Source organism: Agreia sp. Leaf283, from assembly GCF_001422485.1.
Lineage (GTDB): Bacteria > Actinomycetota > Actinomycetes > Actinomycetales > Microbacteriaceae > Agreia.
Genome location: NZ_LMNF01000001.1, coordinates 1,158,962 through 1,181,969, shown reverse-complemented (window position 1 = coordinate 1,181,969; position 23,008 = coordinate 1,158,962). Strand labels below are relative to the sequence as shown.

The 23,008-nt window shown below is 70.5% G+C and carries 16 protein-coding genes; 2 read left to right on the top strand and 14 right to left on the bottom strand.

Translation table 11 applies throughout. The annotated features are described in order from the left end of the window. Positions 1 to 7 precede the first annotated feature (7 nt). Positions 8 to 2,311 carry an adenylate/guanylate cyclase domain-containing protein gene (locus ASF51_RS05310; protein WP_055926158.1) on the bottom strand — a complete coding sequence of 768 codons (2,304 nt, stop codon included), beginning with the start codon at positions 2,309 to 2,311 and terminating at the stop codon, positions 8 to 10. A 101-nt stretch (positions 2,312 to 2,412) separates the two neighbouring features. On the opposite strand from ASF51_RS05310, the gene ASF51_RS05305 reads away from it, so the two are divergent. Together ASF51_RS05305 and ASF51_RS05300 are read left to right on the top strand one after the other, a co-directional pair. Next, entirely contained in the window at positions 2,413 to 2,988 is a 576-nt protein-coding gene (locus ASF51_RS05305) for a TetR/AcrR family transcriptional regulator (protein WP_235497141.1), read from the top strand. A gap of 153 nt (positions 2,989 to 3,141) precedes the next feature. Then, entirely contained in the window at positions 3,142 to 4,650 is a 1,509-nt protein-coding gene (locus tag ASF51_RS05300) for a CoA-acylating methylmalonate-semialdehyde dehydrogenase (RefSeq protein ID WP_055926153.1), read from the top strand. A gap of 69 nt (positions 4,651 to 4,719) precedes the next feature. On the opposite strand, the gene ASF51_RS05295 is transcribed toward ASF51_RS05300, so the two are convergent. The 13 genes from ASF51_RS05295 to ASF51_RS05235 all read right to left on the bottom strand — a co-directional run bounded on the left by ASF51_RS05295 (position 4,720) and on the right by ASF51_RS05235 (position 23,007). Further along, positions 4,720 to 6,246, bottom strand: coding sequence for a PucR family transcriptional regulator (locus tag ASF51_RS05295; protein ID WP_055926150.1), 1,527 nt, complete (start codon positions 6,244 to 6,246; stop codon positions 4,720 to 4,722). Between the two features lie 55 nt (positions 6,247 to 6,301). Continuing rightward, positions 6,302 to 8,668 (bottom strand): alpha/beta hydrolase-fold protein, encoded by a 2,367-nt coding sequence (locus ASF51_RS05290; RefSeq protein WP_055926147.1) that lies wholly within the window; start codon positions 8,666 to 8,668, stop codon positions 6,302 to 6,304. A 46-nt stretch (positions 8,669 to 8,714) separates the two neighbouring features. Further along, complete coding sequence (locus tag ASF51_RS05285; protein WP_055926144.1) at positions 8,715 to 9,578, bottom strand: CoA ester lyase; 864 nt, start codon at positions 9,576 to 9,578, stop codon at positions 8,715 to 8,717. Continuing rightward, on the bottom strand, positions 9,575 to 10,765 hold the full coding sequence (locus ASF51_RS05280) for a CaiB/BaiF CoA-transferase family protein (protein ID WP_055926141.1): 1,191 nt from the start codon (positions 10,763 to 10,765) through the stop codon (positions 9,575 to 9,577). Before ASF51_RS05280 ends, ASF51_RS05285 begins: the two co-directional genes overlap by 4 nt. Then, positions 10,762 to 12,873 carry an SUMF1/EgtB/PvdO family nonheme iron enzyme gene (locus ASF51_RS05275; protein ID WP_235497140.1) on the bottom strand — a complete coding sequence of 704 codons (2,112 nt, stop codon included), beginning with the start codon at positions 12,871 to 12,873 and terminating at the stop codon, positions 10,762 to 10,764. The genes ASF51_RS05280 and ASF51_RS05275 overlap by 4 nt, the downstream gene beginning before the upstream one ends. Continuing rightward, the gene (locus ASF51_RS05270) at positions 12,857 to 13,756 is read right to left on the bottom strand and encodes a ribokinase (protein ID WP_055926138.1); all 900 of its coding nucleotides are present in this window, start codon (positions 13,754 to 13,756) and stop codon (positions 12,857 to 12,859) included. Before ASF51_RS05270 ends, ASF51_RS05275 begins: the two co-directional genes overlap by 17 nt. Beyond that, on the bottom strand, positions 13,753 to 15,171 hold the full coding sequence (locus tag ASF51_RS05265) for an ADP-ribosylglycohydrolase family protein (RefSeq protein WP_055926135.1): 1,419 nt from the start codon (positions 15,169 to 15,171) through the stop codon (positions 13,753 to 13,755). The genes ASF51_RS05270 and ASF51_RS05265 overlap by 4 nt, the downstream gene beginning before the upstream one ends. Then, positions 15,171 to 16,313, bottom strand: coding sequence for an ADP-ribosylglycohydrolase family protein (locus ASF51_RS05260; protein ID WP_055926131.1), 1,143 nt, complete (start codon positions 16,311 to 16,313; stop codon positions 15,171 to 15,173). Before ASF51_RS05260 ends, ASF51_RS05265 begins: the two co-directional genes overlap by 1 nt. A gap of 124 nt (positions 16,314 to 16,437) precedes the next feature. Further along, positions 16,438 to 17,730 carry an ABC transporter substrate-binding protein gene (locus tag ASF51_RS05255; protein ID WP_055926128.1) on the bottom strand — a complete coding sequence of 431 codons (1,293 nt, stop codon included), beginning with the start codon at positions 17,728 to 17,730 and terminating at the stop codon, positions 16,438 to 16,440. Positions 17,731 to 17,804: 74 nt separating this feature from the next. Next, positions 17,805 to 18,725, bottom strand: a complete 921-nt coding sequence (locus tag ASF51_RS05250) for a carbohydrate ABC transporter permease (RefSeq protein WP_082479561.1) — start codon at positions 18,723 to 18,725, stop codon at positions 17,805 to 17,807. Then, the gene (locus tag ASF51_RS05245; RefSeq protein WP_055926125.1) at positions 18,722 to 19,678 is read right to left on the bottom strand and encodes a carbohydrate ABC transporter permease; all 957 of its coding nucleotides are present in this window, start codon (positions 19,676 to 19,678) and stop codon (positions 18,722 to 18,724) included. Before ASF51_RS05245 ends, ASF51_RS05250 begins: the two co-directional genes overlap by 4 nt. Positions 19,679 to 19,714: 36 nt before the next feature. After that, positions 19,715 to 20,734, bottom strand: coding sequence for a LacI family DNA-binding transcriptional regulator (locus ASF51_RS05240; RefSeq protein WP_235497139.1), 1,020 nt, complete (start codon positions 20,732 to 20,734; stop codon positions 19,715 to 19,717). A 218-nt stretch (positions 20,735 to 20,952) separates the two neighbouring features. Next, entirely contained in the window at positions 20,953 to 23,007 is a 2,055-nt protein-coding gene (locus ASF51_RS05235) for a glycoside hydrolase family 127 protein (RefSeq protein WP_200926091.1), read from the bottom strand. Position 23,008 lies beyond the last annotated feature (1 nt).

Genomic DNA, 23,008 nt, shown 5'->3' with positions numbered 1-23,008 from the left:
GGCGCGGTCACGTGCCGACCGGCGACGTGGCCACCTCGCGGGCGAGCGCCTCGAGGTCGCGCACGGTGCGCCCGTCGGCGTCGCGCCCGGCCGGATTCGCCAGCGGCCACACGTCGATGGCCTGCTCGTAGAGCCGCGTGGCCGCGGTCGCCGCCCCGAGTCGTCGGGCCGAGTCGGCGGCGGCCAGCAGCCAGTGCACGGCGCGGCGCGCGGCCGATTCGGTGGATGCCGACGGTGCGGTCTGCAGCTGCAGTGCGTCGACGAGGTGCTGGGCGATGACGGCCGCGGCCCGCGAGCCCTCGTCGGGCGCGCTCTCGAGGAAGTCGACCGTGGCGAGGTGCCGCTCGCTGCGCGACCTGCGCGACTGCATCTCGTAGGCCACCTGCCGGATCAGCGGGTGGCTGAACACGTACTGCCCGCGCTCGGAGGAGAGCGGGTCGGTGATCGAGATGAGGATGCCGCGGGTCTCGAGCGTGGCGACGTCTGCGGCGAGGTCGCCCGCCGAGCGTCGCGACACCGCGGCGAGCGCGGGCATCGAGAAGGAGAATCCGAGCACGGCGGCGAGCTGGGCCACGAGCCGCGCACCCGGCTCGAGTGCGTCGAGGCGCGACGCGATCAGCACGCGCAGGCTCGCGGGGGGCTCGGCGTCGGCGAGCATACGGGCGCTGATCCCCGGGGCGAGGCGGAGGCCCTGCACGGTGTCTTCGAGCAGGCCGTCGTCGACGAGGCTGCGCAGCAGCTCGCGCGCGTACAGGGGCACGCCGCCGACGCGCGCGGAGAGCAGGTGGAGCACGTCGCGAGGCAGCTCGGGAGCGAGCCCGGCGATGAGCGCCACGATCGACTCCTCGTCGAGCGGCGAGAGTTCGAGAAGCGTGGTGTTCTCTCCCAGGCCGACGGCGGGCCGGCGCACGAGCAGCTCGGGCCGCGTGACGATCACGACCAGCACGGGTGCCGGGTTCTGCCTGCGCAGGTGCTCGACGAAGTCGAGCAGGCCGTCGTCGGCCCAGTGCGCGTCTTCGATCACCCAGACGACGGGGGCGTTCTCTCCGGCGGACATCCGCTCGAACCAGAGCGACCACGCGGCGAAGTACTCGTCGCGCCCGTAGCCGGCGGAGCCCGAATTCAGCAGCGGAGCGCCGTCGGCGTCGGCCCCGAGCAGGGGCGCGAGTCGATCGCACATCCAGTCGAGGTCGTCGAGCTGCGTCGAGTTCGCCGGAGTCCAGCTCACGAGCTTGGTGCGCAGGCGGCCCAGGGCCACCGCCTCGCTCTCGCCCTCGACCGAGCCGATGCGCGAGCGCACGGCCGACGAGAGGGCCGAGTACGAGACGCCCTCGCCATACGAGAGGCAGCGAGCCGAGTGCCACATGATGGCCATCGGCACGTGGTCGAGGTGGTCACGCAGCTCGAGAACCAGGCGGCTCTTGCCCACGCCGGCGTCGGCGGAGACGACCGCAACGTGCGGGCGGCCGGTGGCCACGACACGGTCGAAGGATGCGGTGAGCACGTCGCGCTCGGCATCGCGGCCGACCAGCGCGGTGAGGATCTCGGCGGCGGGCGCCGCACCCGATCCGGTCTCGGAGATGACGCGGAGCGCGGGGTATGCGGGCACCTCGTCTGCGATGCCCTTGATCGCGACGCGGATCTCTCGTCCGAAGTCGATGCGATCCACCGTGAGGGTGCGCGTGTGCGCATCGGTGAGCACGGTGGCTGGCGCGGCCGCTCCCTGCAGGCGTGCGGCGAGGTTGACGGCGGCACCGGTGACCATGCCCTCGCCGGCCGCTCCGAGAACGACGGCGACCTCGTCGGTCACGACGCCGACGCGCACGGCGAGGGCGCCCATGCCGGATGCGCGGCCGTAGTCGCCCACGGCCCGGGTCAGTTCGAGGGCGGCGCGCACGGCCCGCTCGGCGTCGTCCTCCCGGGTTCGCGTGGCGCCCCACACCGCCATCACGGCGTCGCCGATGAACTTCTCGACGACTCCGCCGAGTGTTTCGATCGTGCTGCGGCAGAGGGCGAAGTAGCCCGAGAGAAGCTCGCGCACGTCTTCGGCGTCGGTGCGCTCGGCGAGTTCGGTGAATCCGACGAGGTCGGCGAACAGGATGCTCGTGAATCGTCGTTCGGCGGGCTGCGGCTCCGCTGCGCCCGGCAGCGCCGCCCCGCACCGGAAGCAGAAGTTCGCGGCGTCGACCGATCGCGCGCCGCAGGCGGGGCAGATGCGGGCGCCGGGTGTCGTGGAGGCGGGGCCTTCATTCGTCGAGGGGACAGGGCTCGCCGAGGGCGACGCGCTGCCTCTCTCGCCGTCACCCCACATGCCCCTCATTTTAGGCACGGGAGAGTCGGGAAGATTACACCTCGTCGGCGATAGCAACCTGAGAGTGCGCGCACGGCACACGGGCTTGGTAAACTACCACGATGGCTCGTACCCGGGAGTTCGACGACGCAATGCTCCGCCACGCCTCGCGCGAGCTGTTCTGGAGCAACGGATTCACGAACACGTCGATCGGCGACATCTCCGCGGCCACCAGGGTCGGCAACGGCAGCATCTACGCCGCCTACGGCAGCAAGTTCGATCTGTTCTTCACCGTTCTCGAGTCGTACTGCCAGACGCGTATCGACATCGTGAGCGCGGCCATGGCTGTCGGCAGCACGGCAGACGGGTCGATTCGCGAGTTCTTCGACGTGATCGTCTCCGACTGCTCGAACCAGCTCGACCGACGCGGATGCCTGATGCTCAACAGCATCGCCGAGTTCGGCGGCAGAGACGATCGGGTCATCGAGCTGTGCCGCACCACGACCGAGACGATGGAGCGACTGGTCGCCGAACGACTGGCCGACGCATCCCCGAATTCACTAGAGGCACTCGATGCCGAACTTCTGGCCTCGCAGATCATCCTCGTCTCGCAGGGGCTCATTCAGATGAGCAAGCTGCAGATCCCGCGCGAGAAGCTGGCTGCGATCGCCGATGCCTACTGCGACGGGCTCGCGTAGCTCCTCGCCGCCCGGCATCGACCTGCCACAACGGCGAACGAGACGGCCCGGATTAGACAGATCCGCACTGCACCCGGGCCCGATCAGGCGGTAGCGTGACTGCAGGGGCGGCTGTGGCCGTGGCCCCCTCTATCGATTAAGAGGAGCAGTTCAATGACCGACACCACCGAGAACCAGCCCATCGTTCACCATTGGGTCGACGGAGCAGAGTACCTGTCGACATCCGGTCGCACCGCCCCCGTGTACGACCCGGCCCTCGGTGTGGTGACCAAGCAGGTCGCCCTGGCCGACCAGGCCGAGATCGACGCGGTCGTGGCGAGCGCGAAGGCGGCCTTCCCCGGCTGGCGCGACACGTCGATCACGAGGCGGCAGCAGGTCCTCTTCACCTTCCGCGAGCTGCTGGCGTCGCGCAAGGCCGAGCTGGCAGACATCCTCACGTCGGAGCACGGCAAGGTGCTCTCCGACGCCCTGGGCGAGATCACCCGCGGTCTCGAGGTCGTCGAGCTCGCCACCGGGTTCCCGCACCTCATCAAGGGCGAGTACTCCGAGAACGTGTCGACCGGCGTCGACGTGTACTCGCTGCGGCAGCCGCTCGGCGTCGTCGGCGTGATCAGCCCGTTCAACTTCCCGGCCATGGTGCCGATGTGGTTCTTCCCGATCGCGATCGCCGCGGGCAACACGGTGGTGCTGAAGCCGAGCGAGAAGGATCCCTCTGCGGCGAACTGGCTCGCCGAGCTCTTCACCGAGGCCGGCCTCCCCGACGGCGTTCTCAACGTGCTGCACGGCGACAAGGTCGCGGTCGACGGCCTGCTCGAGCACCCCGATGTGAAGAGCATCTCGTTCGTCGGATCCACGCCCATCGCCCAGTACATCTACGAGACCGCCGCGAAGAACGGCAAGCGCGTGCAGGCGCTCGGAGGGGCGAAGAACCACATGCTGGTGCTGCCCGACGCCGACCTCGACCTCACGGCCGACGCGGCGATCAACGCCGGCTTCGGATCGGCGGGCGAGCGCTGCATGGCCATCTCCGTCGTCGTCGCGGTCGAGCCGGTCGCCGACGAACTGATCGAGAAGATCACGCAGCGTATGGCAGGGCTGAAGACCGGCGACGGACGCCGCAACTGCGACATGGGTCCGCTGGTCACCGAGGCGCACCGCGACAAGGTCGCCGGCTACATCGACATCGCGGCGACCGACGGCGCGACGGTCGTCGTCGACGGACGCGGCATCGAGGTCGACGGCGCGGCCGAGGGATTCTGGCTCGGCCCGACGCTCCTCGACAACGTGCCCGTCACATCCCGCGCGTATACAGAGGAGATCTTCGGACCGGTGCTGTCTGTGGTTCGGGTGTCGTCGTACGAGGAGGGCGTGGCGCTCATCAACAACGGCGCCTTCGGCAATGGAACCGCGATCTTCACGAACGACGGAGGGGCCGCGCGCCGCTTCCAGAACGAGATCGAGGTAGGCATGATCGGCATCAACGTTCCGATCCCCGTGCCCGTGGCGTACTACTCGTTCGGCGGATTCAAGGACTCGATCTTCGGCTCGAACAAGGCGTACGGCGTGCACGGCTTCGACTTCTTCACCCGCGAGAAGGCTGTGACCAGCCGCTGGCTCGACCCGTCGCACGGCGGAATCAACCTGGGCTTCCCCCAGAACTAGCGCGTGGGGCGGTCGCACAGGCCGCCCTTCGACAGGCTCAGGGAACGACAGGCTCAGGGAACGACGAGCTCAGAGAACGGGGCCGCGCTGCTCGGCGAAGGTGAGCGCGGCCCAGAGCTCCGCCCTGTCGGCGAAACGGTCGAGGTCGAGGCCCAGCAGCTGCTGAACGATCGCGAGGCGCGCCCGCAGAGTGTGCCGGTGCACGCCCAACGCCTTCGCCGCCGGGTCCCACGCCCCGTTCGCGTCGAGCCAGGCGGCCGCGCTGGCGAGCAGCACGTCGACATCACCCCGACCGGATGCCGTGAGCGGCTCGAGCACGCGCGCCGCGACATCCTGGGCCCCGGCCCGGGCGAGAACGCCCAGCACGCCCGATCCGGCGAGCTCGCCGAACGTGGCCGTCGGACGCTCGGCCGTCGTGACCGACAGTGCGCGACGGGCCTCGACGAGTCCCCGGGCCAGCTCGGTCCAGTCGACGGGCGCCGAGGTGCCCGACCTGATCGCGAGGCGATCGAACTGCGGAGGGAGCGTGCCCGCCGCCGACGCCACGAGCACGAGCTCGTCGTCGCGTTCGGCGAAGAACACCGTGCCCCTGCGGCGCTCGGACACGAGCTCCAGCTCGGTGAGCAGCGACTCGGGCACATCGCCGGCTGCGGCCACCGTGACGGTCAGCGGCTCTGCCGGGAGGTCGCCCCACAGCCTGCGGGCCGTTCTCTGGGCCCCCTCGACGTTGCCCTCGAGCAGCAGTTCGAACAGGCCGCTGCGCAGATCGCGGCGTGCGCCCTCGAGCGCGCGACTCTGCTCGAGCGCGATGGAGGCGAGCGCGATGACGCTCGTCACAAGGTCGGCGCCCGCGCCGTCGAGGGGCGCCAGGGTTCCGAGCGCCAGCACGCCGCGCAGGCTGCCGCCGCTGCCGAGCGTCTGCAGCACGACGCTGCCGTCGGCGGCACTCAGGCGAGCACCCGCCCGCGATCCCTTCGCGAGAACCTGGCCCACGGCATCCTGCACCGCGTCGTGGAGCGACGGCGGCATGCTGCGCTCGGGCGATGAGCGCACCTCGTCGCCCAGGCTGTCGAAGAGCACGACCCAGCAGCCGAGCCTGCGCTCGAGTTCGGCGAGGATCGCCTCGAGGCCGTCGGGGCGCAGGGCCGCGAGGGCGATCGAGCGCTGCGCGTCGAGCGACCACTCGAGGCGCTCGCGCTCGTCGAGGGCGATCACGTCGGCGACCGCGCGGATGATGGCGATGAACGGCGTGCGGTCGGCGACCTCGAAGAGCGGGATGCCACGGGTCTCGCAGGCGCGCACGAGGGCCGGCGGCACATCGTCGTGGATGATGCTCGTGGCGAAGCCGAGGCCGAGGATTCCGCGGTCGCAGAGCCGGGTGACGTAGGCGTCGATGTCGGCGACCGCTGTTCCGGGGCGCATCTGGTCGCCGTCGGTCAGCAGCAGCTGCCCCTCCTCGAGCCACGGCGTCGGATCGGGGAAGTCGGAGCTGTGCACCCAGGCAATCGGAGCGTCGAGCTGCGCCAGGTTCCCGCCCGCGAGCAGGCGCAGGTGGAAGCGCTCATCCGCGAGCAGAGTGTGGAGCGAGGTGGGCATCTACCGAGGGTACCGGGGCGGTCTCGTTCCTTGAGCCTGTCGAAGGGCAGCCCGCTCAGTGGCGCTGCACCTGCCCGCGAACTCTGCGGCGCACCAGCACGGCCGTCGCGCCGAGCAGCAGCAGCATGCCGGCGAGCGCGAGCCGCGCCGTCGCATCCATGCCCGTGAGGCCGAGCATGCCCGCCACGCCCGAACCCCCGGAAGGCGCCGAGCCCGGACCGGCACCCGCACCCGCACCGGCACCGGGCTGGCCGCCCTCGCCCGGCACCGTCGCGTCGACCCCGACCTCGATCGTCGTGAGGAACACGTCGCCCGACCCCGCATTGGGTGCCCCGTCGACGGCCCCATACGTGAGCCCCTGAACATCGGCGGTGCCATCGCCGAGCGCCGACGCGAACAGGTTGCCCTCGTCGTATTCGTCGGCGCCGTCGCGCTGAGGGGTACCGAACTGGCTTCGTGCGGTCTCGGCACCGGATGCGTCGAGGGTCGCGGTGAACACGTCGACCCCGCCGGCGCCGCCCTCTGCGAAGCGCCCCGCCGTGTGGCCGACGAGCACGACAGCGCCGTCGGCGCCGGCGACCAGGGCCGCCCCCCGGTCGTCGTCGGAGGTTCCGAGCTGCGTCGTGAAGAGCGCCGCCGCGGAGCTGTCGAATGAACGCACGAAGGCGTCGTTGCCGCCCGCCGTCGCGGCCCCCGAGAGCGAGCCCCCGGTGAAGCCTGCCGCGACCACGCCCGCGGGAGTCGCCAGTAGCGCGCTGACCTGATCGCCCGCCTCGGTGCCGAATTGCTGCAGCCACTCCCGCGTTCCGTCGGCCGAGTACTTCGCGATCCACGCGTCGTAGCCGCCCGAACTCGACGCCCCGGGCATCGCGGCTCCGGCCGTTCCGGCCACGTAGACGCCGCCGTCGCTCGCGAGGGCCGCGGCGAAGGCCTTGTCCTCCCCCGTGCTGCCGAACTGGTGCGACCACGCGACCCGGCCATCGGCATCCACCCGTGTGACCATCGCATCTTTATCGCCCGCGCTCGACTCGCCGTCGAGGGCTCCCGAGGTGTAGCCCGCGAGGTAGGCCCCGCCCGCTCCGTCGGCCGCCACCCCGTAGGCGCGGTCGGCGGCCGAGGCCGAACCGATGGATGTCTGCCACAGCACGGTTCCATCGCCACCGGCCCGGGCGACCAGCACGTCGTCGTTCACCGCGCCCGCGTGGTCGCGCTTCGAGTAGCCGCCCACGATCACCGAGTCGTCGGCGGAGGCGACCACACCGTAGGCGCGATCGTCGAGCGCGGAGGCGATGGCGCTCGACCACACTTCGGAACCGTCGGCAGCGAAGCGCTGCAGCACGATGTCGAGGCCGCCGGCCCCGCCGACGCCGCCGAGCGCTCCCGCCGCGTTCACGGCCTGAACTCCGCCGTCGCTCAGCGCAAGCACTCCCCCGGCGCGGTCGTCGCCCGCGGTGCCGAGCTGCGTTCCCTCGAACGGCGCACGGGGCGTGGTCTGCAGGTAGCCCGCGATGTCCTGGATGCCCTCGCGGAACCCCTCGCGCCACACACCCCAGTCGTGCCCGCCGTTGTAGACGCGGAACTCCGCGGTGATTCCGGGCACGCGCTTGGCCGCGTTGTACAGCGTCGCCGACTCGTAGTCGATGTCGTGGTTCACATCGGCCGGGTCGGGGTTCACGTACTCGTCGTCGCCGACCGCGATGAAGAGGTGCAGCGGTGACGCGGGGTCGAACGCGGCGAACGTCGCGGGGTAGTTGAGCGAGAGGTAGCGCTGCTCGTCGAAGACCTGGTCGCCCGCGCCGTAGGCGCCGAACTCGCGCGCCGACGAATCGACCGGCGGAGTCGGCACGTAGACCGCGGGGCTCAGGATGAGCGCGTTCGCGAAGAGATCCTGGTGCGCGGTGGCGTAGCGCAGCGCACCCGCGCCGCCCATCGAATAGCCGCCCACGACGCGGGATGCGCGGTCGTCGATCGTGGCGTACTTCGCATCGATCGTCGGAATGAGCTCCGTCGTGAACGCCGTCTCGACGGCGACGCCGGGCGTCGCCCCGCCGGTGTACTGCGAGTCGACGTAGTAGTTGCCTCGCTCGTTCCACGGAGCATCCGGCATCACCACCACCATCGGCGGGATGCTGCCGGCGGCGATCAGCTCGTCGAGGTCGGGGCCGACCTGCTGCCACGCGGCCTGCGTGTCGCCGCGACCGTGCAGCAGATAGAGGGTCGGATAGCGCGTCGCTCCCGACGCGTCGTACCCGTCGGGCAGATAGACCGTGTAGTCGACGGGCCCGCCGATGGCCGAGCTCTCGAACGAGCCCGCCTCGAACGTGCTGCCGGCGGCCTGTGCCGGTGCGGCGGGCAGGGCGAGGATGCCCGCCCCTGCGAGTGCGAGCGCGGCGAGAGCCGCGGTCTTCGACGTCCACATCATTGTGTTGCCTCTCTGGATGGTGCTGGATGGTGCTTGATAGTTCGGGTCAGGCGAAGGGCTCCGCCGCTCGGAGGATCGACCGCGCCCGGCCGAGCATGGCCGCATCGACCATCTCGCCGCTCGCGAGGGTCGCGACTCCCCCTGCCTCGCCGACCGTGAGCACCTCGCGGGCCCAGCCGAGCTCGGCGTCGGTCGGGGCGAAGGCCTCGTGGATGACGGGCAGCTGGCTGGGGTGGATGGCGGAGCGGCCGAACCAGCCCGACTCGCGGCCGCGCAGGGTGTCGGCGCGCAGCGCATCCAGATTGCGGATGTCGGGGAACGCCGACATCATCGGCGCCTCGAGCCCGGCCGACCGGGCCGCGTACAGCAGGCGGATGCGGGCGTAGTCGAGCACGGCGGGCGACCGCGTGCCGAGCTCGCTCGCAAGGTCGGATTCGCCGAGCGCGAGCCTCGTCACGGCCGGATGCGCGGCGATCGCGTAGGCGTTCTCGACGCCCAGCGCCGACTCGACGAGGGCGGTCACCGGCAGCCCGGAGGCGAGGCCCGCGAGCACGTCGAGCTGCCCGGGCGTCTCGACCTTGGGCACGCGCAGCTCGATCGCGGCGGGCGATGACGCCAGCGCGCGCGCATCGTCGTCGCCGCGTTCTCCGCTGTTGATGCGCACCTGCACCACGGCGAGCGCCGGATGCCGTTCGTCGCTCAACCGGAACGCGGCGAGCCAGTCGAGCACGGCCTGACGGGCGGCGTCCTTGCGCTCGGGCGCGACCGCGTCCTCCAGATCGAGGATCACCATGTTCGCGCCGCTCGCGGCCGCCGTCTCGAAGCGGTCGGGCCTGTCTCCGGGAACGTACAGCGCCGCGACGATGGGCCGGGCGGCGAACGGTCGGGCACCGGATGGGCGGGCGCTCACAGGATCCCCCGTTCGCGCAGCGCCGCCCGCTGCTGGGCCGTGATGCCGATCTCGTCGAGCACCTCGTCGGTGTCGTGACCGTGCGGTCGGCCGCTGAACCGGATCGACCCGGGCGTCTCGGAGAGCCGGAACAGCACGTTCTGCATCTTGACCGGTCCCAGCTCGTCGTCGTCGACGGTCTGAACGGTGCCGAGCGCGGCGTACTGCGGATCGGCGAGGATTCCCCGCACGTCGTAGACGGGCGCGACGGCGGCCTGCGCCCTCTCGAACTCCTCGAGCACCACCGCGGTGGGGCGCGCGGCGACCCAGGATGCGACGGCCTCGTCGAGCTCGTCGGCGTGCTGCGCCCTGCTGTGCCCGCTCGAGAACCACGGCTCGTCGACGAGTTCGGGTCGGCCGACGAGGGTCATCACACGCTCGGCGATGGACTGCGAGCTGGTCGAGATGGCGACCCACTCGTCGTCGGCCGTGCGGTACACGTTGCGTGGCGCGTTGTTCACGCTGCGGTTGCCGGTGCGAGCCTGCACGGTTCCGAGCTGGTCAAAGGCCGTGATCTGGCCGCCGAGCAGCATCAGGATGGGCTCGATGATGGCCATGTCGACCACCTGGCCGCGGCCGGTCGCCTCGGCGGAGCGCAGTGCGACCATCACGGCGTAGCTCGTGGCGAGCGCGGCGATGCCGTCGGCGAGGCCGAAGGGCGGCAGGGTGGGCGGGCCGTCGGGCTCGCCCGTGAGCGCCGCGAATCCACTCATCGCCTCGGCGAGGCTGCCGAAGCCGGGCCGCGCGGAGTAGGGCCCGAACTGTCCGAAAGCGGTGACCCGCGCTATGACCAGTGCCGGGTTGGCGGCGAGAAGCGCATCCGGACCCAGGCCCCAGCGCTCGAGCGTGCCGGGCCTGAAGTTCTCGATCAGCACGTCGGCCGTGCGCACGAGCTCGAGCAGCACGGCGGCCCCGTCGGCCTGACCGAGGTTGAGCGTGACCGTGCGCTTGTTGCGGCCGAGCGTCTTCCACCAGAGGTTCACGCCGTCTTTGGCCGGTCCGTGCCCGCGCGAGGCGTCGGGCTTCAGCGGGTGCTCGACCTTGATCACGTCGGCCCCGAAGTCGCCGAGGAACGTGGCGGCGAGCGGACCCGCGAAGAGCGTCGAGACGTCGAGCACCCTCACTCCGTCGAGAGGCGCGGCGCTCATGATTCGTCCTCCAGATCCCACGCGAGGCGGAAGCCGATGTTCGGCGACCTCGAGATCCCCAGCCCGGTGAGCAGGTACTTGAGGCAGAACTCGGGCTCGCGGCGGCCTCCATCGACGTACCAGTCGGAGCCCTGCGCCTCGTAGTCGGCCCCGCCCTTCAGCTGCGCGAAGCGGGTGACGCCGTCGCTGTGCTCGCTCTCGGTCCAGTTCCAGACCCACGGCTCGGCCCGCTCGAAGGCACCATCGGATGCCGCCAGCTGCCACTCGAATTCGGTGGGCAGGCGGGCCCCGGCCCACGCGGCGTAGGCTCGCGCGTCGTCGAGGTCGACGCAGGTCACCGCGTCGCCATCGGCCTGAGCGGCGAGCAGGAAGCGGTTGTCACTCGCGGGCGCGTAGCCCGTGTCGACCACGAAGCGATCGAACTCGGCGCGGGTGACCTCGCGGCGGGCCACGGCGACGCGGCCGGTCTCGACCGTGACCTCGAGGCTGCGGTCGTCGTGCAGCCGCGGGGGCAGCGGCTTCCACTCCTCGACGTAGGGAGCCTCGCCGTAGAGTCCCGTCTCTCGGCGGCGGAAGCGCACGACGAGCTCGTGCGTCGCAGCGTCGATCACGACCGAGTCGGCGGGTGCGGCTGCGAGGAGCGCCGCCGCCGGAATCCGGCGCACGGCCTCTCGCGCGGGGAAGCTCGAATCGGCGCTGGGCGCATCCGCCGCGGCCTCGGCGAGCAGCCCGCGCAGGAGATCGGAGTTCGGCTCCGTCACTGCAGTCGTTGTCGCATCCTGCGGTGTCGCATCCGGAGCCGTCGTATCCGGAGCCGTGGTGAGGCCGCGCGCCTTCTCGCGCACGATCGCGGTGACGCCACGCGCCGGAACGACGACGCCCTCGGGGCCGACGATGCGCCCGGCCGTCGCATCCCACAGCACGCCCGAGCCGTGCTCGGCCGACAGGGCGGGGCCGGTGTAGTCCGCGACCGAGCGATTGACGAGCGTGTACACATCGAGCTCGTCGGTCGACCAGCGGGAGGCATAGACGCCGTGGTCGAGGGCGTGCCCGGACGCTCCGTCGAGCGGCACCCAGTCGCCGCCCACGAAAACGTCGCCGAGCGCGCGCTGCACCCGCAGCATGCGCCGCAGCGTCGACCGATCGCGCGCGTTCCAGCCCACCCAGACGCCGAAGACCGTGTCCCAGACGAGCATGCCTGTGCCGTTCATGAAGGCCGACTGCAGCTCGGAGCTGTGGTCGCGATTCCAGCGGCGGGTCGAGTGCATCATGTGCCGACGCTCGAACCAGTGGGCGCGCATCACGCCGGGCGCCTCGCTGTCGTCGAACCACTGCGCCCAGCTCAGCTGGTGGTCTTCGATGCGCACGTTGGGCACGCGCGACTCGCCCTCGAGGGCGCGCGGCAGCGACGATTCGCGCAGAGCCCTGACGAGGGCGCGGTCGCCCTCCTTCATCGTGTCGAGGAAGACGCCGTCGACCCCCAGCTCGTCGACGATCAGGGCGAGCTCCGCCGCGTCGTCGTGGTCGGCCCGGCGCGTTCCCGTGTCCCACGGGTTGTAGTCGATGAACACGCGCATGCCTCGCCGCTGGAACTCGGCGATGAGCTCGCCCAGGCCGGGCACGTCGCGGTAGTAGTCGAACTGGTTGCGGTCGTCGATGCCGATCACCGGGTAGGCGTGCCAGAGCACCACGCCGTCGAAGCCGCCGAAGTCGGCCGTCGCATCGACGAAACGCTGCACGTCGAAGCGCTGCGCCTCGGCGTCGAAGAGCCGCTCGTCCCAGAGCCACACGAGGGCGACGGATGCGCAGTGCTGGGTCCAGCGCGAGGTGACGTCGTCGTAGGCCGCGCCCGAGTAGTCGATGCGGCGGCGGGCGTCAGCGCGCCAGGCCGCGAGCGCCTCACGCCAGGCGGGCCAGTCGGCCGGGTCCGCGGGAGCCGCGAAGATCTTGGCGATGTCGCCCACTGCCTCATCGAGCACACCGGTCAGCGGCAGCTCGGTCGCGCGGTCGATCGGGCGCGGCACCAGCGGGTCGAACTCGTTGGTGTTGGCCTCGTCGGGGTCGTGGACGAGGTCGGCGACGGGCAGAACGTCAGAGCGATGAGACAAGAGCGTCGATCTCCTTGCGATCGGGAATGGAGGGCACGGCGCCCACGCGCTGCACCGAGAGGGCGGAGGCCGCGGTCGCGAAACGCACGGCCGAGGGCAGGTCGAGCCCCTCGTCGAGCGCGGCGGCAAAGGCGCCGCAGAACGTGTCGCCGGCCCCGGTGGTGTCGACGGCCTCGACCTCGTGGGCCTCGACCCGCGTGAGCTCGGCGTCGCCGCGATGCAGCAGCACGGAACCGGCCGAGCCGAGGGTGATGAGGACACTCGGCACGTCGCGGGTGAGCGCCCGGGCCCGCGAGAACAGGTCGCGCGCGTCGTCGCCGGCCAGCTGAGCCGCCTCGGTCTCGTTCACGACCAGTACGTCGACGAGCGCGAGCAGCTCGGAGGGAAGGGGCCGCACCGGCGCCGCGTTCAGCAGCACGCGCGTGCCCGCGGCGCGGGCGATGGCGGCCGCCACGCGCACGGTCTCGATCGGGATCTCGAGCTGCAGCACGAGCACGTCTGCGTCTCGGATGAGCTGCGCCTGGTCGTCGGCGAGCGAGGTGAACAGCGCGTTCGCTCCCTGGTTCACCACGATGGTGTTCTCGGCGTGCGCGTCGACGGTGATGAGCGCGGTGCCGGTCTCGCCCGCGGTGACGCGCGTAGCATCCACGACCCCGGCGCCGCGCAGGCTGTAGCGCAGCAGCGCGCCCGCGTCGTCGTCGCCGAGCAGCGCGACGAAGGTGGTCGCCGCACCGGCGCGGGCGGCCGCGACGGCCTGGTTGGCGCCCTTGCCACCCGGATGCCGGCCGCCGCCCGTCGCAAGCACGGTCTCGCCGGGCGCGGGGATGGCCTCGACCGTGTAGACGAGGTCGAGGTTGGCGCTTCCGACCACGATGACGCTCATCGGGCGGCCTGCGAAAGGGTCGGTGTGGGAGTCGGAGCGAGAGCGGCCGTGCGCTCCGCGAGCTCGTCGAAGCCGATGCCGTCGAAGCCCGGGATCGACGTGGCGAGTCGGTTGTGCAGAGGCTCGATCCAGGCCTCAGGCAGCGCGGCGGCGCCGGTCAGCGCGCCCGCGATCGCGCCGGCGGTGGCGCCCACCGAGTCGGTGTCCCAGCCACCCATCACGGCGATTGAGATCGCCGTGGCGAAGTCGCCGTCGGAGCGCACGAGCGCGAACGCCAGCAGCGCGCTGTTGTTGAGCGCGTGCACCCAGTGCAGGTGACCGAACTCGGCGGCGAGCGCGTCGAGGCCCTCGTCGACCGAGAGCTCGGATTCGCCCAGCTCGGCGCCGCGCAGGACGGCCGCGGCGTAGCGGCTGCCCTCGGGAACCGCCGAGAGCCCGGCCGCGATCACCTCGTGCACCGACGAGGCGACGAGCGCCGCGGAGCTGGCGGCCGCGACGAAGAGCGCGCCGTAGAGCCCGCTGCGCCGGTGGCTGAGCCACGCGTCGCGATAAGAGAGCGCGGCCGCGGCGTGGGGGTCGCCGGGCCGCGCCCAGCCGTAGACATCGGTACGGATCTGCGCACCGATCCACTCCTGGAACGGGTTCTGCACCGTGGCCGCGAGATCGGGCTCGTGCCCCTCGAGCAGGTTGCGGTAGACGATGCGCTCGGCCGTGAACACGCGGCCTCCGGGCAGGTTCGCGAGCCACGAGAGCGCCACGTCGTCGGTCGTGAAGTCGGCCCCTGCGCGCTCGAGCAGCTCGAGGGCGATCAGGGGAAAGTTGAGGTCGTCGTCTTCGGGCATGCCGACGATGTTCTCGACGAGGCTCGTGGGGCGGCTGCGCCGGTTCCACGGGTATCGCGCCGCGACGGCCGGGTGGAGTCCCCGCTCGGTGAAGTACGAGGAGACCGGCCAGTTGCCGGTCGACTGCGCAATGGCGCGGATGCCCTCTCGCGAGATCTTCTCGACGGGCTTGCCGAGCAGGCAGCCCGCGGCCCTGCCCAGCCAGGCCCCGAGCATCCGGTCGCCGAACGAGCCGGTCGACATCGAGCCGGTCCCGCCCGAGTCGCTCGACACCGTCGGCAGCTCGGGCGGCTGCGGCGCGAGGTCGAGGATGGCGTCGAGTGCGTCGGGCTCGGCCGCGACGAGCGCGGCGGGTAGAGGCAGCTCGTCGATGCGCGCGAGCAGGGCACGCGCGAGTTCGCGCAGCTCGGGAGGCGCGGGCTGCGGCGACGCACCGCTGACGGCGGCGGTCGGCGAACCGCCCGCCGCCACCCACTCCGCCTCGAGCGTCGACACGTCGACCCCGTCGAGGCGAGCGGCGGCCAGCGCGTGCGGCACCAGGTCTTCGGGCTGGGTCCAGCTCAGTCGCAGCATCAGAGTGCTCGCGTGATTGCCGACATCGAGGCCGCGCGGGCCTCGGCGCGGGCGCAGTCCTTCTCGAACACCTCGCGCGCGACGGCCGCGATGCGCGGGCCGGTGGCGGTGATGTCGATGCGGCTGCCCTGCGTGACGGCGTCGACCCACTCGGCCGGAACCGCCTCGAGCCCGTGCAGCGCGCCCGCGATCGACCCGGCCATCACGGCGATCGAGTCGGAGTCGCGACCGTAGTTGATCGAGCCCAGAACGGCCTCGCTGTAGTCTCCCCCGCCGACCACGAGCATGCCGAGGGCGATGGGCAGCTCCTCGATCGACTTCGTGCGGCTCGGGATGCGGGCGTCGCGGGCGGGCGCCCGGTAGTTCGGGCCGACGGTGTCGAACGGCTCGACGGCCGAGCGGAGGTGGGCGAGCGAGTCGCGCCAGTCGCTGCGGGTGGATGCGGCCTCGACGACCGATTCGATCGCGTCGCGCGTGCCGTCCTTCGCGAGCCGCAGGGCGACATCCAGAACGCTCGAGACGGTCGCGCCGACGCGCATCGCCTCGGCGACGGCGGCAGCGTAGACGCCGGCCGCCTCGCGGCCGTAGCTCGACTGGTGGGCGCCGGCCACGTCGATGGCCTCGGCGTAGGCGGTGTCGGGCGAGCCCGCGTTGATGATTCCGATGGGGGCCGCGTACATGGTGGCGCCGCAGTTCACGATGTTGCCGACGCCCGCCTCGCGGGGGTCGATGTGACCGTAGTGGATGCGCGCGACGAGCCACTTCTCGGCGAGGAAGATGCGCTGCAGCAGGATCGCGTCGGTCTCGAGTTCGGGGATCCACTGGCGTTCACCGATGAGGCGCGGAACGAACTTCTCGGCGATCGCATAGGCGTCGAGGTGGTCGCGCACCTCGTCGTAGACGTCGACGAGCGCGTTGGTCATGAGGGTGTCGTCGGTGATGTGGCCATCGCCCTTGTGGTACGGCGCGATGGGCCGGGCGTTGCGCCAGTCGGCCAGGAACGGCGGGACGACGCCGGTGATGAACCCGTCGTAGCGCTCCTGGATGGCCTCGGGCGTGTTGCCCTCCGCGGCTCCTCCCAGGGCGTCGCCCACGGCGGCGCCCGCGAGGGCCCCTGTCGCCTTGTCTTCGAGCAGATCCATCCTGAAGTCTCCTTGTGTTCCGACGGTCGTGGCCGGCTGAGTGTCGTGTGTCATGGGGTGTGTTCTGGTGCGGGGGCCGGGGCGCGGGGCGGGGTTCCGCCCCGCGCTCCGGCGTGCTGGAAGGTCAGCCGATCGACGACCAGCCCTCGGTGAGCTTCTGCTTCAGCTCGTCGAGGGTGATCGAGTTCGCGAAGTACTGCTGCAGCAGCGGGGTCGCATACTGGTCCTTCCACTGCGGGTAGTTCGTGGCCTTCTGGAACGGCGCACCCGTGAGGTCTTCACCGGTCGCGAGCAGCTCCTTCCAGCCGTTCTCGCCGTTCGTGTTCGTCTCCACGGCGGTGCGCGCGGCATCCGTCGACGGGATCAGCCAGTCGCCCTCGGCGACCGAGGCGAGGTTGTCGGCGCTCATGAAGTAGTCGATGAACTTGGCCGAGGCCTCGACGTTCTTGCTCTCGGCTGCCACGGAGAGGGTCTGCGGGTTCGCGGCCTGCACCGGGCCGGCGGAGCCGGCGAGCGGGGGCAGGACCTTCCAGTTGAAGCCCTCGGGCGCGGACTCGCTGATCTGCTGCGCCAGGAAGTTGCCGCCCACGTACATGGCGTACGTTCCACCGAGGAAGCCGGGGAGGACATCCGACCCGCTCTGGGTGAGCGTGATCGGGTCGAGCGACGCGTCTTCGTAGGCCATGTCGTGCACATACTTCGGAACGGCCAACTCGTCGTCGCCGATGTCGATCTTGGCGGTGCCGTCGTCTTCGACGTCGAAGAAGGTGCCGTCGAATCCGAGGGCCGTGTTCATGATCGCGGCGGTCGGCTGCTTGAGGCCCCAGCCGACACCGAACTTGCCGTCGGCGGTGAGCTTCTTCGAGATGTCCTGCAGCTGGTCCCAGGTGAGTTCGTCGCCTGTGGGAACCTCGACGCCGGCCGCGGCGAACGCGTCGGTGTTGGCGTAGACCACGTAGGTCTGCAGCAGGGTGGGAGCGGCGACGATCTTGCCGTCGGCGGTCGACACCGTCTTCCACACGTCGTCGGAGACGCTCGACTTCACGTCGTCGCTCAGCTGGTCGCTGAGGTCGGCGAGGTAGCCCTGGTTCGCGAAGCCGAGGATGTCGCTCGACTCGTCCTGGATGACATCCGGGGCCGTGCCGCCCTGGAACTGGGTGACGAGCTGGTCGTGCACGTTGTCCCAGCTTCCCTGGGTGAGCTTCACCTGGATGTCGGGGTTGTCGGCGTTCCAGCTGTCGACGATCTCCTTCGTGGCCGCCACCGTGGAGTCCTGGTAGGCGAGGCTCTGGAAGGTGATCTCGACGGGGCCGTCGTTCGACGAGCTGTCTGTCGTTCCGCCTCCGCCGAACGCGCATCCCGACATCATGCCGACGATGGCGACGGCGCCGACGGCGACCGAAATCTTTCTTCTCATGGGTGAAACTCCTTTGTTTTCTGGTGAGGGCACTGCACTGTGTTGGGTCGGATGGTGGGGGGGGTGAGGCGGGGTCAGCCCTTGACCGCGCCGCTGAGCAGGCCCGAGGTGAGCCGCTTCTGGATGAGCGCGAAGAACACGAGGCTGGGGATCGTGGCGAGCAGCGACGCCGCCGCGAGCTGGCCGAGCTGCACCTGCCCCTCGGCGCCGACGAAGCGCGCGAGGGTGAGCGGCAGCGTCTGCAGCGCTGGGTCCTGGATGAGCACAAGAGCGAAGAAGAACTCGTTCCAGGCCGAGATGAAGGTAAACAGGCTCGTGGCGACGAGGCCGGGGGCGAGCAGCGGAAGGATGATCTTGCGCAGCACGAGCAGCCTCGACCCGCCGTCCATCGCCCCGGCCTCCTCGAGTTCGACGGGGATCCCGGCGACGTACCCCTGCAGCATCCACAGGGCGAACGGCAGCGACCACACCGTGTACACGAGGATCAGGCCGACCAGGCTGTTGATGAGCCCGATCTGCTTGAGCACCAGGAACAGCGGAATGATGATGAGGATGAACGGGAACACCTGGCTGAGCAGGATCCAGCCCGTCGCCACCGTGCGCAGCTTGGTCTTGAACCGGGCGAGGGCGTAGGCCGCCGGCAGCGAGATCACGGTCACGATGAGGGTCGTCGCGACCGACACGATGAGGCTGTTCAGCGCCGCCGGAATCAGGTTGGCCTTCTCGGTGGCCTCCGTGAAGTTGTCGAAGTTGAGCGACTGCGGCAGGAACGACGGGGCCGCCGACTGCAGCTCCTGCGGCGTTTTGAATGCCGTGATGAGCAGGAACAGCAGCGGGAATCCGAGGAACACGATGTAGCCCGCGAGCGCCAGGTACTGCAGCGGACGCGTGACCCGGCGGGTGCGCTTCGCCGACGAGAGCCGACGGGGCGTGGGCGCAGGGCGGTCGGGCCGTTTTGGGTTGTCGGACTGCGGGCGGTCGATGGTGGCGGTCATGAGTTGCGGCTCCTCGCCTGGCTGCGCAGATAGAAGAAGAGGAAGATGCCGATCACGACGACCATCACATTTCCCATGGCGGCGGCGTAGCCGAAGTTGCCGTAGCGGAACGCCTCGTTGTAGGCGAAGAGCATCGGCAGCATCGTCTGGCCGCCCGGCCCACCGGCCGTGAGCACGTAGACCAGGGCGAAGCTGTTGAAGTTCCAGATGAGGTCGAGCGTGGTGATCGCCACGATGATGGGTCGCAGCGCCGGCAGGGTGACGTGCCAGAAGCGCTTGAACGCGCCGGCCCCGTCGATGGATGCGGCCTCGTGCAGGTCGGTGGGCACGTTCTGCAGCCCGGCCAGCAGCGTGATGGTCGTCTGCGGCATTCCGGCCCAGACGCCCACGACGATCACGGCGGGCAGCGCGGTCGAGAAGTCGCCGAGCCAGTTGATGTCGCCCGGCAGGCCGATGGCCCGCATGCCCTCGTTGATCGGACCGTAAGTGGGGTTGAGCATCAGTCGCCACATGATGGCGATGATCACCGGCGGCATGGCCCACGGCACCAGGGCCAGGGTGCGCGCGATCCAGCGGATCTTGAGGTCGAGGTTCAGCAGCAGCGCGAGCCCGAGCGAGGCGAAGAACTGCAGGATCGTGACGCCGAACGCCCAGATGAGGCCGATGCGGAACGAGTTCCAGAAGAGCTCGTTGCCCATGAGCTGCGTGTAGTTGTCGACGCCGTTGAAGCTGACCGTGGCGTTCAGCCCGGCCTTCGAGTCGGTGAAGCCCAGAAGCAGGCCCTGTGCGAGCGGGTAGACGCTGAACAGCAGAACGGGGATCAGGGCCGGCAGTACGAGAAGCCAGGCGTCACGGCCTCCGCCGCCGCCGACGCGCGAGCGTCGACGCTTCTTCGGCGGTGCCGTGGGGTTCGGCGCGCCCGCGCGCGGGCGACTGTCGAGTGTGCTCGTCATCGTGCATCCTCTTCGATTGTGGGGAGGTGGGTCGGGTCAGGGGGTGGGGTTCTGTGCAGCAGGTGTGGACTCGCGAACCGTCAGCGACGGCTTGATCACGACCTGCTCGACCGGCGCATCCGGTGTTTCAAGGCGCCGGATGAGCAGCTTCGCTGCGGCCCGCGCGCGCTTGACCGAGCCGAGGTCGACGCTCGTGATCGAGGGGTTGGCGAGCTCGGCGATGTCGGTGTCGTCCATGCCGATCACGGCCACCTGCTCGGGCACCCGGATGCCGCGGGTGCTGAGCTCCTTCATGGCCGCGACCGCGAGCAGATCGTTCGCGCACACCACCGCGTCGGGGGTCGACTGGGAGAAGAGCTCGCGGGCGGCGACGAGGCCGGCGCGGTAGGTGAAGTCATCTGCGCTCGCCTGCATGTCGGCGACGAGCGGCATGCCGTGCTTGGTCATGGCCCGCACGTACCCGGCGAGTCGGGCTGCGCCCGGTACGGTGTCGACGGGTCCGTTGATGAAGGCGATGCGCTCGCGCCCCGCCTTCACGAGGTGCTTCACCGCGAGGCCGATGCCCTTGGCCGAATCGGCACGCACGTTGTCGAACTCGACGCCCGCGGGCAGCGATCCGATGATCACGACGGGCACACGCGTCTCCTGCAGCGCGGCGACGAGCTCATCGGTCACGCGCAGCGGGCTCATGATGAGGCCGTCGGCAAAGCCGCGGTTGAGGCCGGCGAGGAAGTCGATCTGGTCGCTGGGGTCGCTTCCGGTCGACGAGAGCACGAGGCGGTAGCCGGCCTCGGTCACGACACGGGAGACCTCGTGCATCATCGCGACGTAGACGGGGTTTCCGACGTCGGCGACCGCGAGCGCGATCTGCATGGTCTTGCCGACCTTGAGCGAGCGGGCGGTGGCCGAGGGAACGTAGCCCAGGGCGGTGGCGGCCTCGCGCACTCGCTCGGTCACGCCATCCGATGCAGGAAGCCCGTTGAGCACCCGCGAGACCGAGGCGATCGACACACCGGCGCGCTCGGCAACCAGCACGAGTGTGGACTTCTTCGTCACGGGGATCCTTATGTAATCGTTTACAAGAACGTTTACAGGAACACTAGCCCGCCTCCCGCCGAGACGCAAGCGGAGCTGACCTCGGTCGACGACCGCGAACTGACGCGAAGTGCTCTGGGGCGAACGCGAACTGACCCGAAGTGCTCTCGATTCTCAGAAAGAGAGCACTTCGGGTCAGTTCGGTGAGCGCTAGGCGGGCCCCGGCGGGGCTGCTGCCGTCAGCGGCGCTGCGTCGGGATCCAGATGCGCATCGTCGACGGGCCGCGGTTTCCCCACGCGTGGTACGGCAGCAGCTCCGCCGTGAACGCCTCGGCATCGGACGCGGATGAGGCGTGGGCGGCCGCGTTCAGTTCCGAACCGTACGGCCACTCCGACGTGGCCTCGGGCGCGACCCGCAGGGTCACGGTCAGCCGGGCACCGACATCCGGGCCCACCGGGTCAGCTGAATTGGCCGAATCGACCGAATCGACCGGATCGACCGTGTCGTCGATCTCGATGCGGCTGAACTCCTCCTCGCCGCTGCCGACGCCGGCCAGCCCCGCCGACTCGAGCGAGAACACCTCAGGGCCGCGCTCGACAGCCACCGAGCCGCGGATCGCGTCGATGCGCGAGTCGGGCCGGGTGAAGCGCGGCCGCATGGGCAGCTCGAGCTCGAGCTCGTCGCCCGCGGAGAACACGCGCGTCACCGTGACATATCCCGGCGACACAGCGCCCGGCGACACGGCCTCCGTCGAGCCACTGCCGACGGCCAGCGTCGCACCCGTCGCCCAGGAGGGAACCCGCAGTGACAGCGACACCTCATCGGAGGGCGCCTCGATGATGCGCACCACGATGCGGCCCGAGCGCGGGTAGTCGGTCTCGACCTGCACCGATAGCCGGCCGCCGACGCGCCCGTCGCCGCCGCCCAGCTGCGTGTCGATCATGGCGGGGGCGTACTGGTGCAGCTGCAGCCCCGTGTCGTCGACGGTCGCCACATAGGCGGCGAGACTCGCGAAGGTGCGCGCCACGTTGGGCGGGCAGCACGACACCTCGAACCAGGGCGCGCGCACCGACGACGACGCGCGCGGCGAGATCTCGTCGGGCGAACCCGCCTCACCGGGCGTGCGCTGGTGCAGCGTGTTGGCGTAGAAGAACGCCGTTCCCTCGGCCGACGGCGACGTGGCCACGACGTTGAACAGGGTGCGCTCGATCAGGTCGGCGTAGCGCACATCGTTCTCTTCGAGCAGCAGCCGCCAGCTGAACATGATCGATGCGATGCCGGCGCAGGTCTCTGAGTAGGCGCGGTCGCTGGGCAGCTCCCAGTCCTCGCCGAACGCCTCGTCCTGGTGGTGCGATCCCTGCCCGCCCGTCACGTAGGTGCGGCGGTCAATGGTGCGCTGCCACTGCGCCTTCAGCGCGTCGATCATGCCGGAATCGGACTTCTCCACGGCGATGTCGAGCGCTCCGGCGGCGAGGTAGTTCGCCCGAACGGCGTGCCCGCGCAGCACCGTCGCGTCGCGCACGGGAACGTCGTCCTGGAAGTAGGCCCGCCCGTACTCGATGTCCTTCAATGTCTGATGCCCGCGTCGCTCCACGAACAGGTCCGCGAGGTCGAGATACGACTGCTCCCCCGTGACCCGGCCGAGTTCGGCGAGGCCCACCTCGACCTCGGGGTGGCCGCAGACCGACTGGATGCCGTGCTCGCCGAAGGCCTCGACGATCAGATCGGCGGCGCGTCGAGCGATCGACAGCAGCCCGTCGTCGGCGCCGGGCGCCGTGCGCTCCCGGGCGACGGCGGCCTGGAAGAGGTGGCCGAGGCAGTAGAGCTCGTGGCCCCACTCGAGCTGCGACCAGCGGGACTCCTGACCGGCATGGCCGAACCGGGTGTTCAGGTAGCCGTCCGCATCCTGCGCCGCGGCGACCCGCTCGACCACGGCGCGTAAGCGCGCCTCGAGAGCGTCGCGCCGGGCGGGGTCGCCGCTGGAGCCGGAGGAACCGAGGCGCCCGATCTCCCAGGCGACGGCCTCGAGGTACTTGTAGATCTCGGAGTCGGAGAACTCGCGTCCCCGCCGGCCCTCCGACGCGGTGAGGCCCGCGGCCACCCGGTCGAAGTTGGCGAGCCAGCCCTCCTTCTCGAGCCAGTGCTCGATGTGCGGGAGGGTGGCTTCTCCGTTGACCTGCTGGCGGTCGTGCCAGAAGCCGCCGGTGATGCGAACCTCATCGAGGCCCAGGGGTCGGAGCGCACCGGAGGTGGGAACCACCGGAGCTGCGACGGTTCGTGTGATGAGTGACATG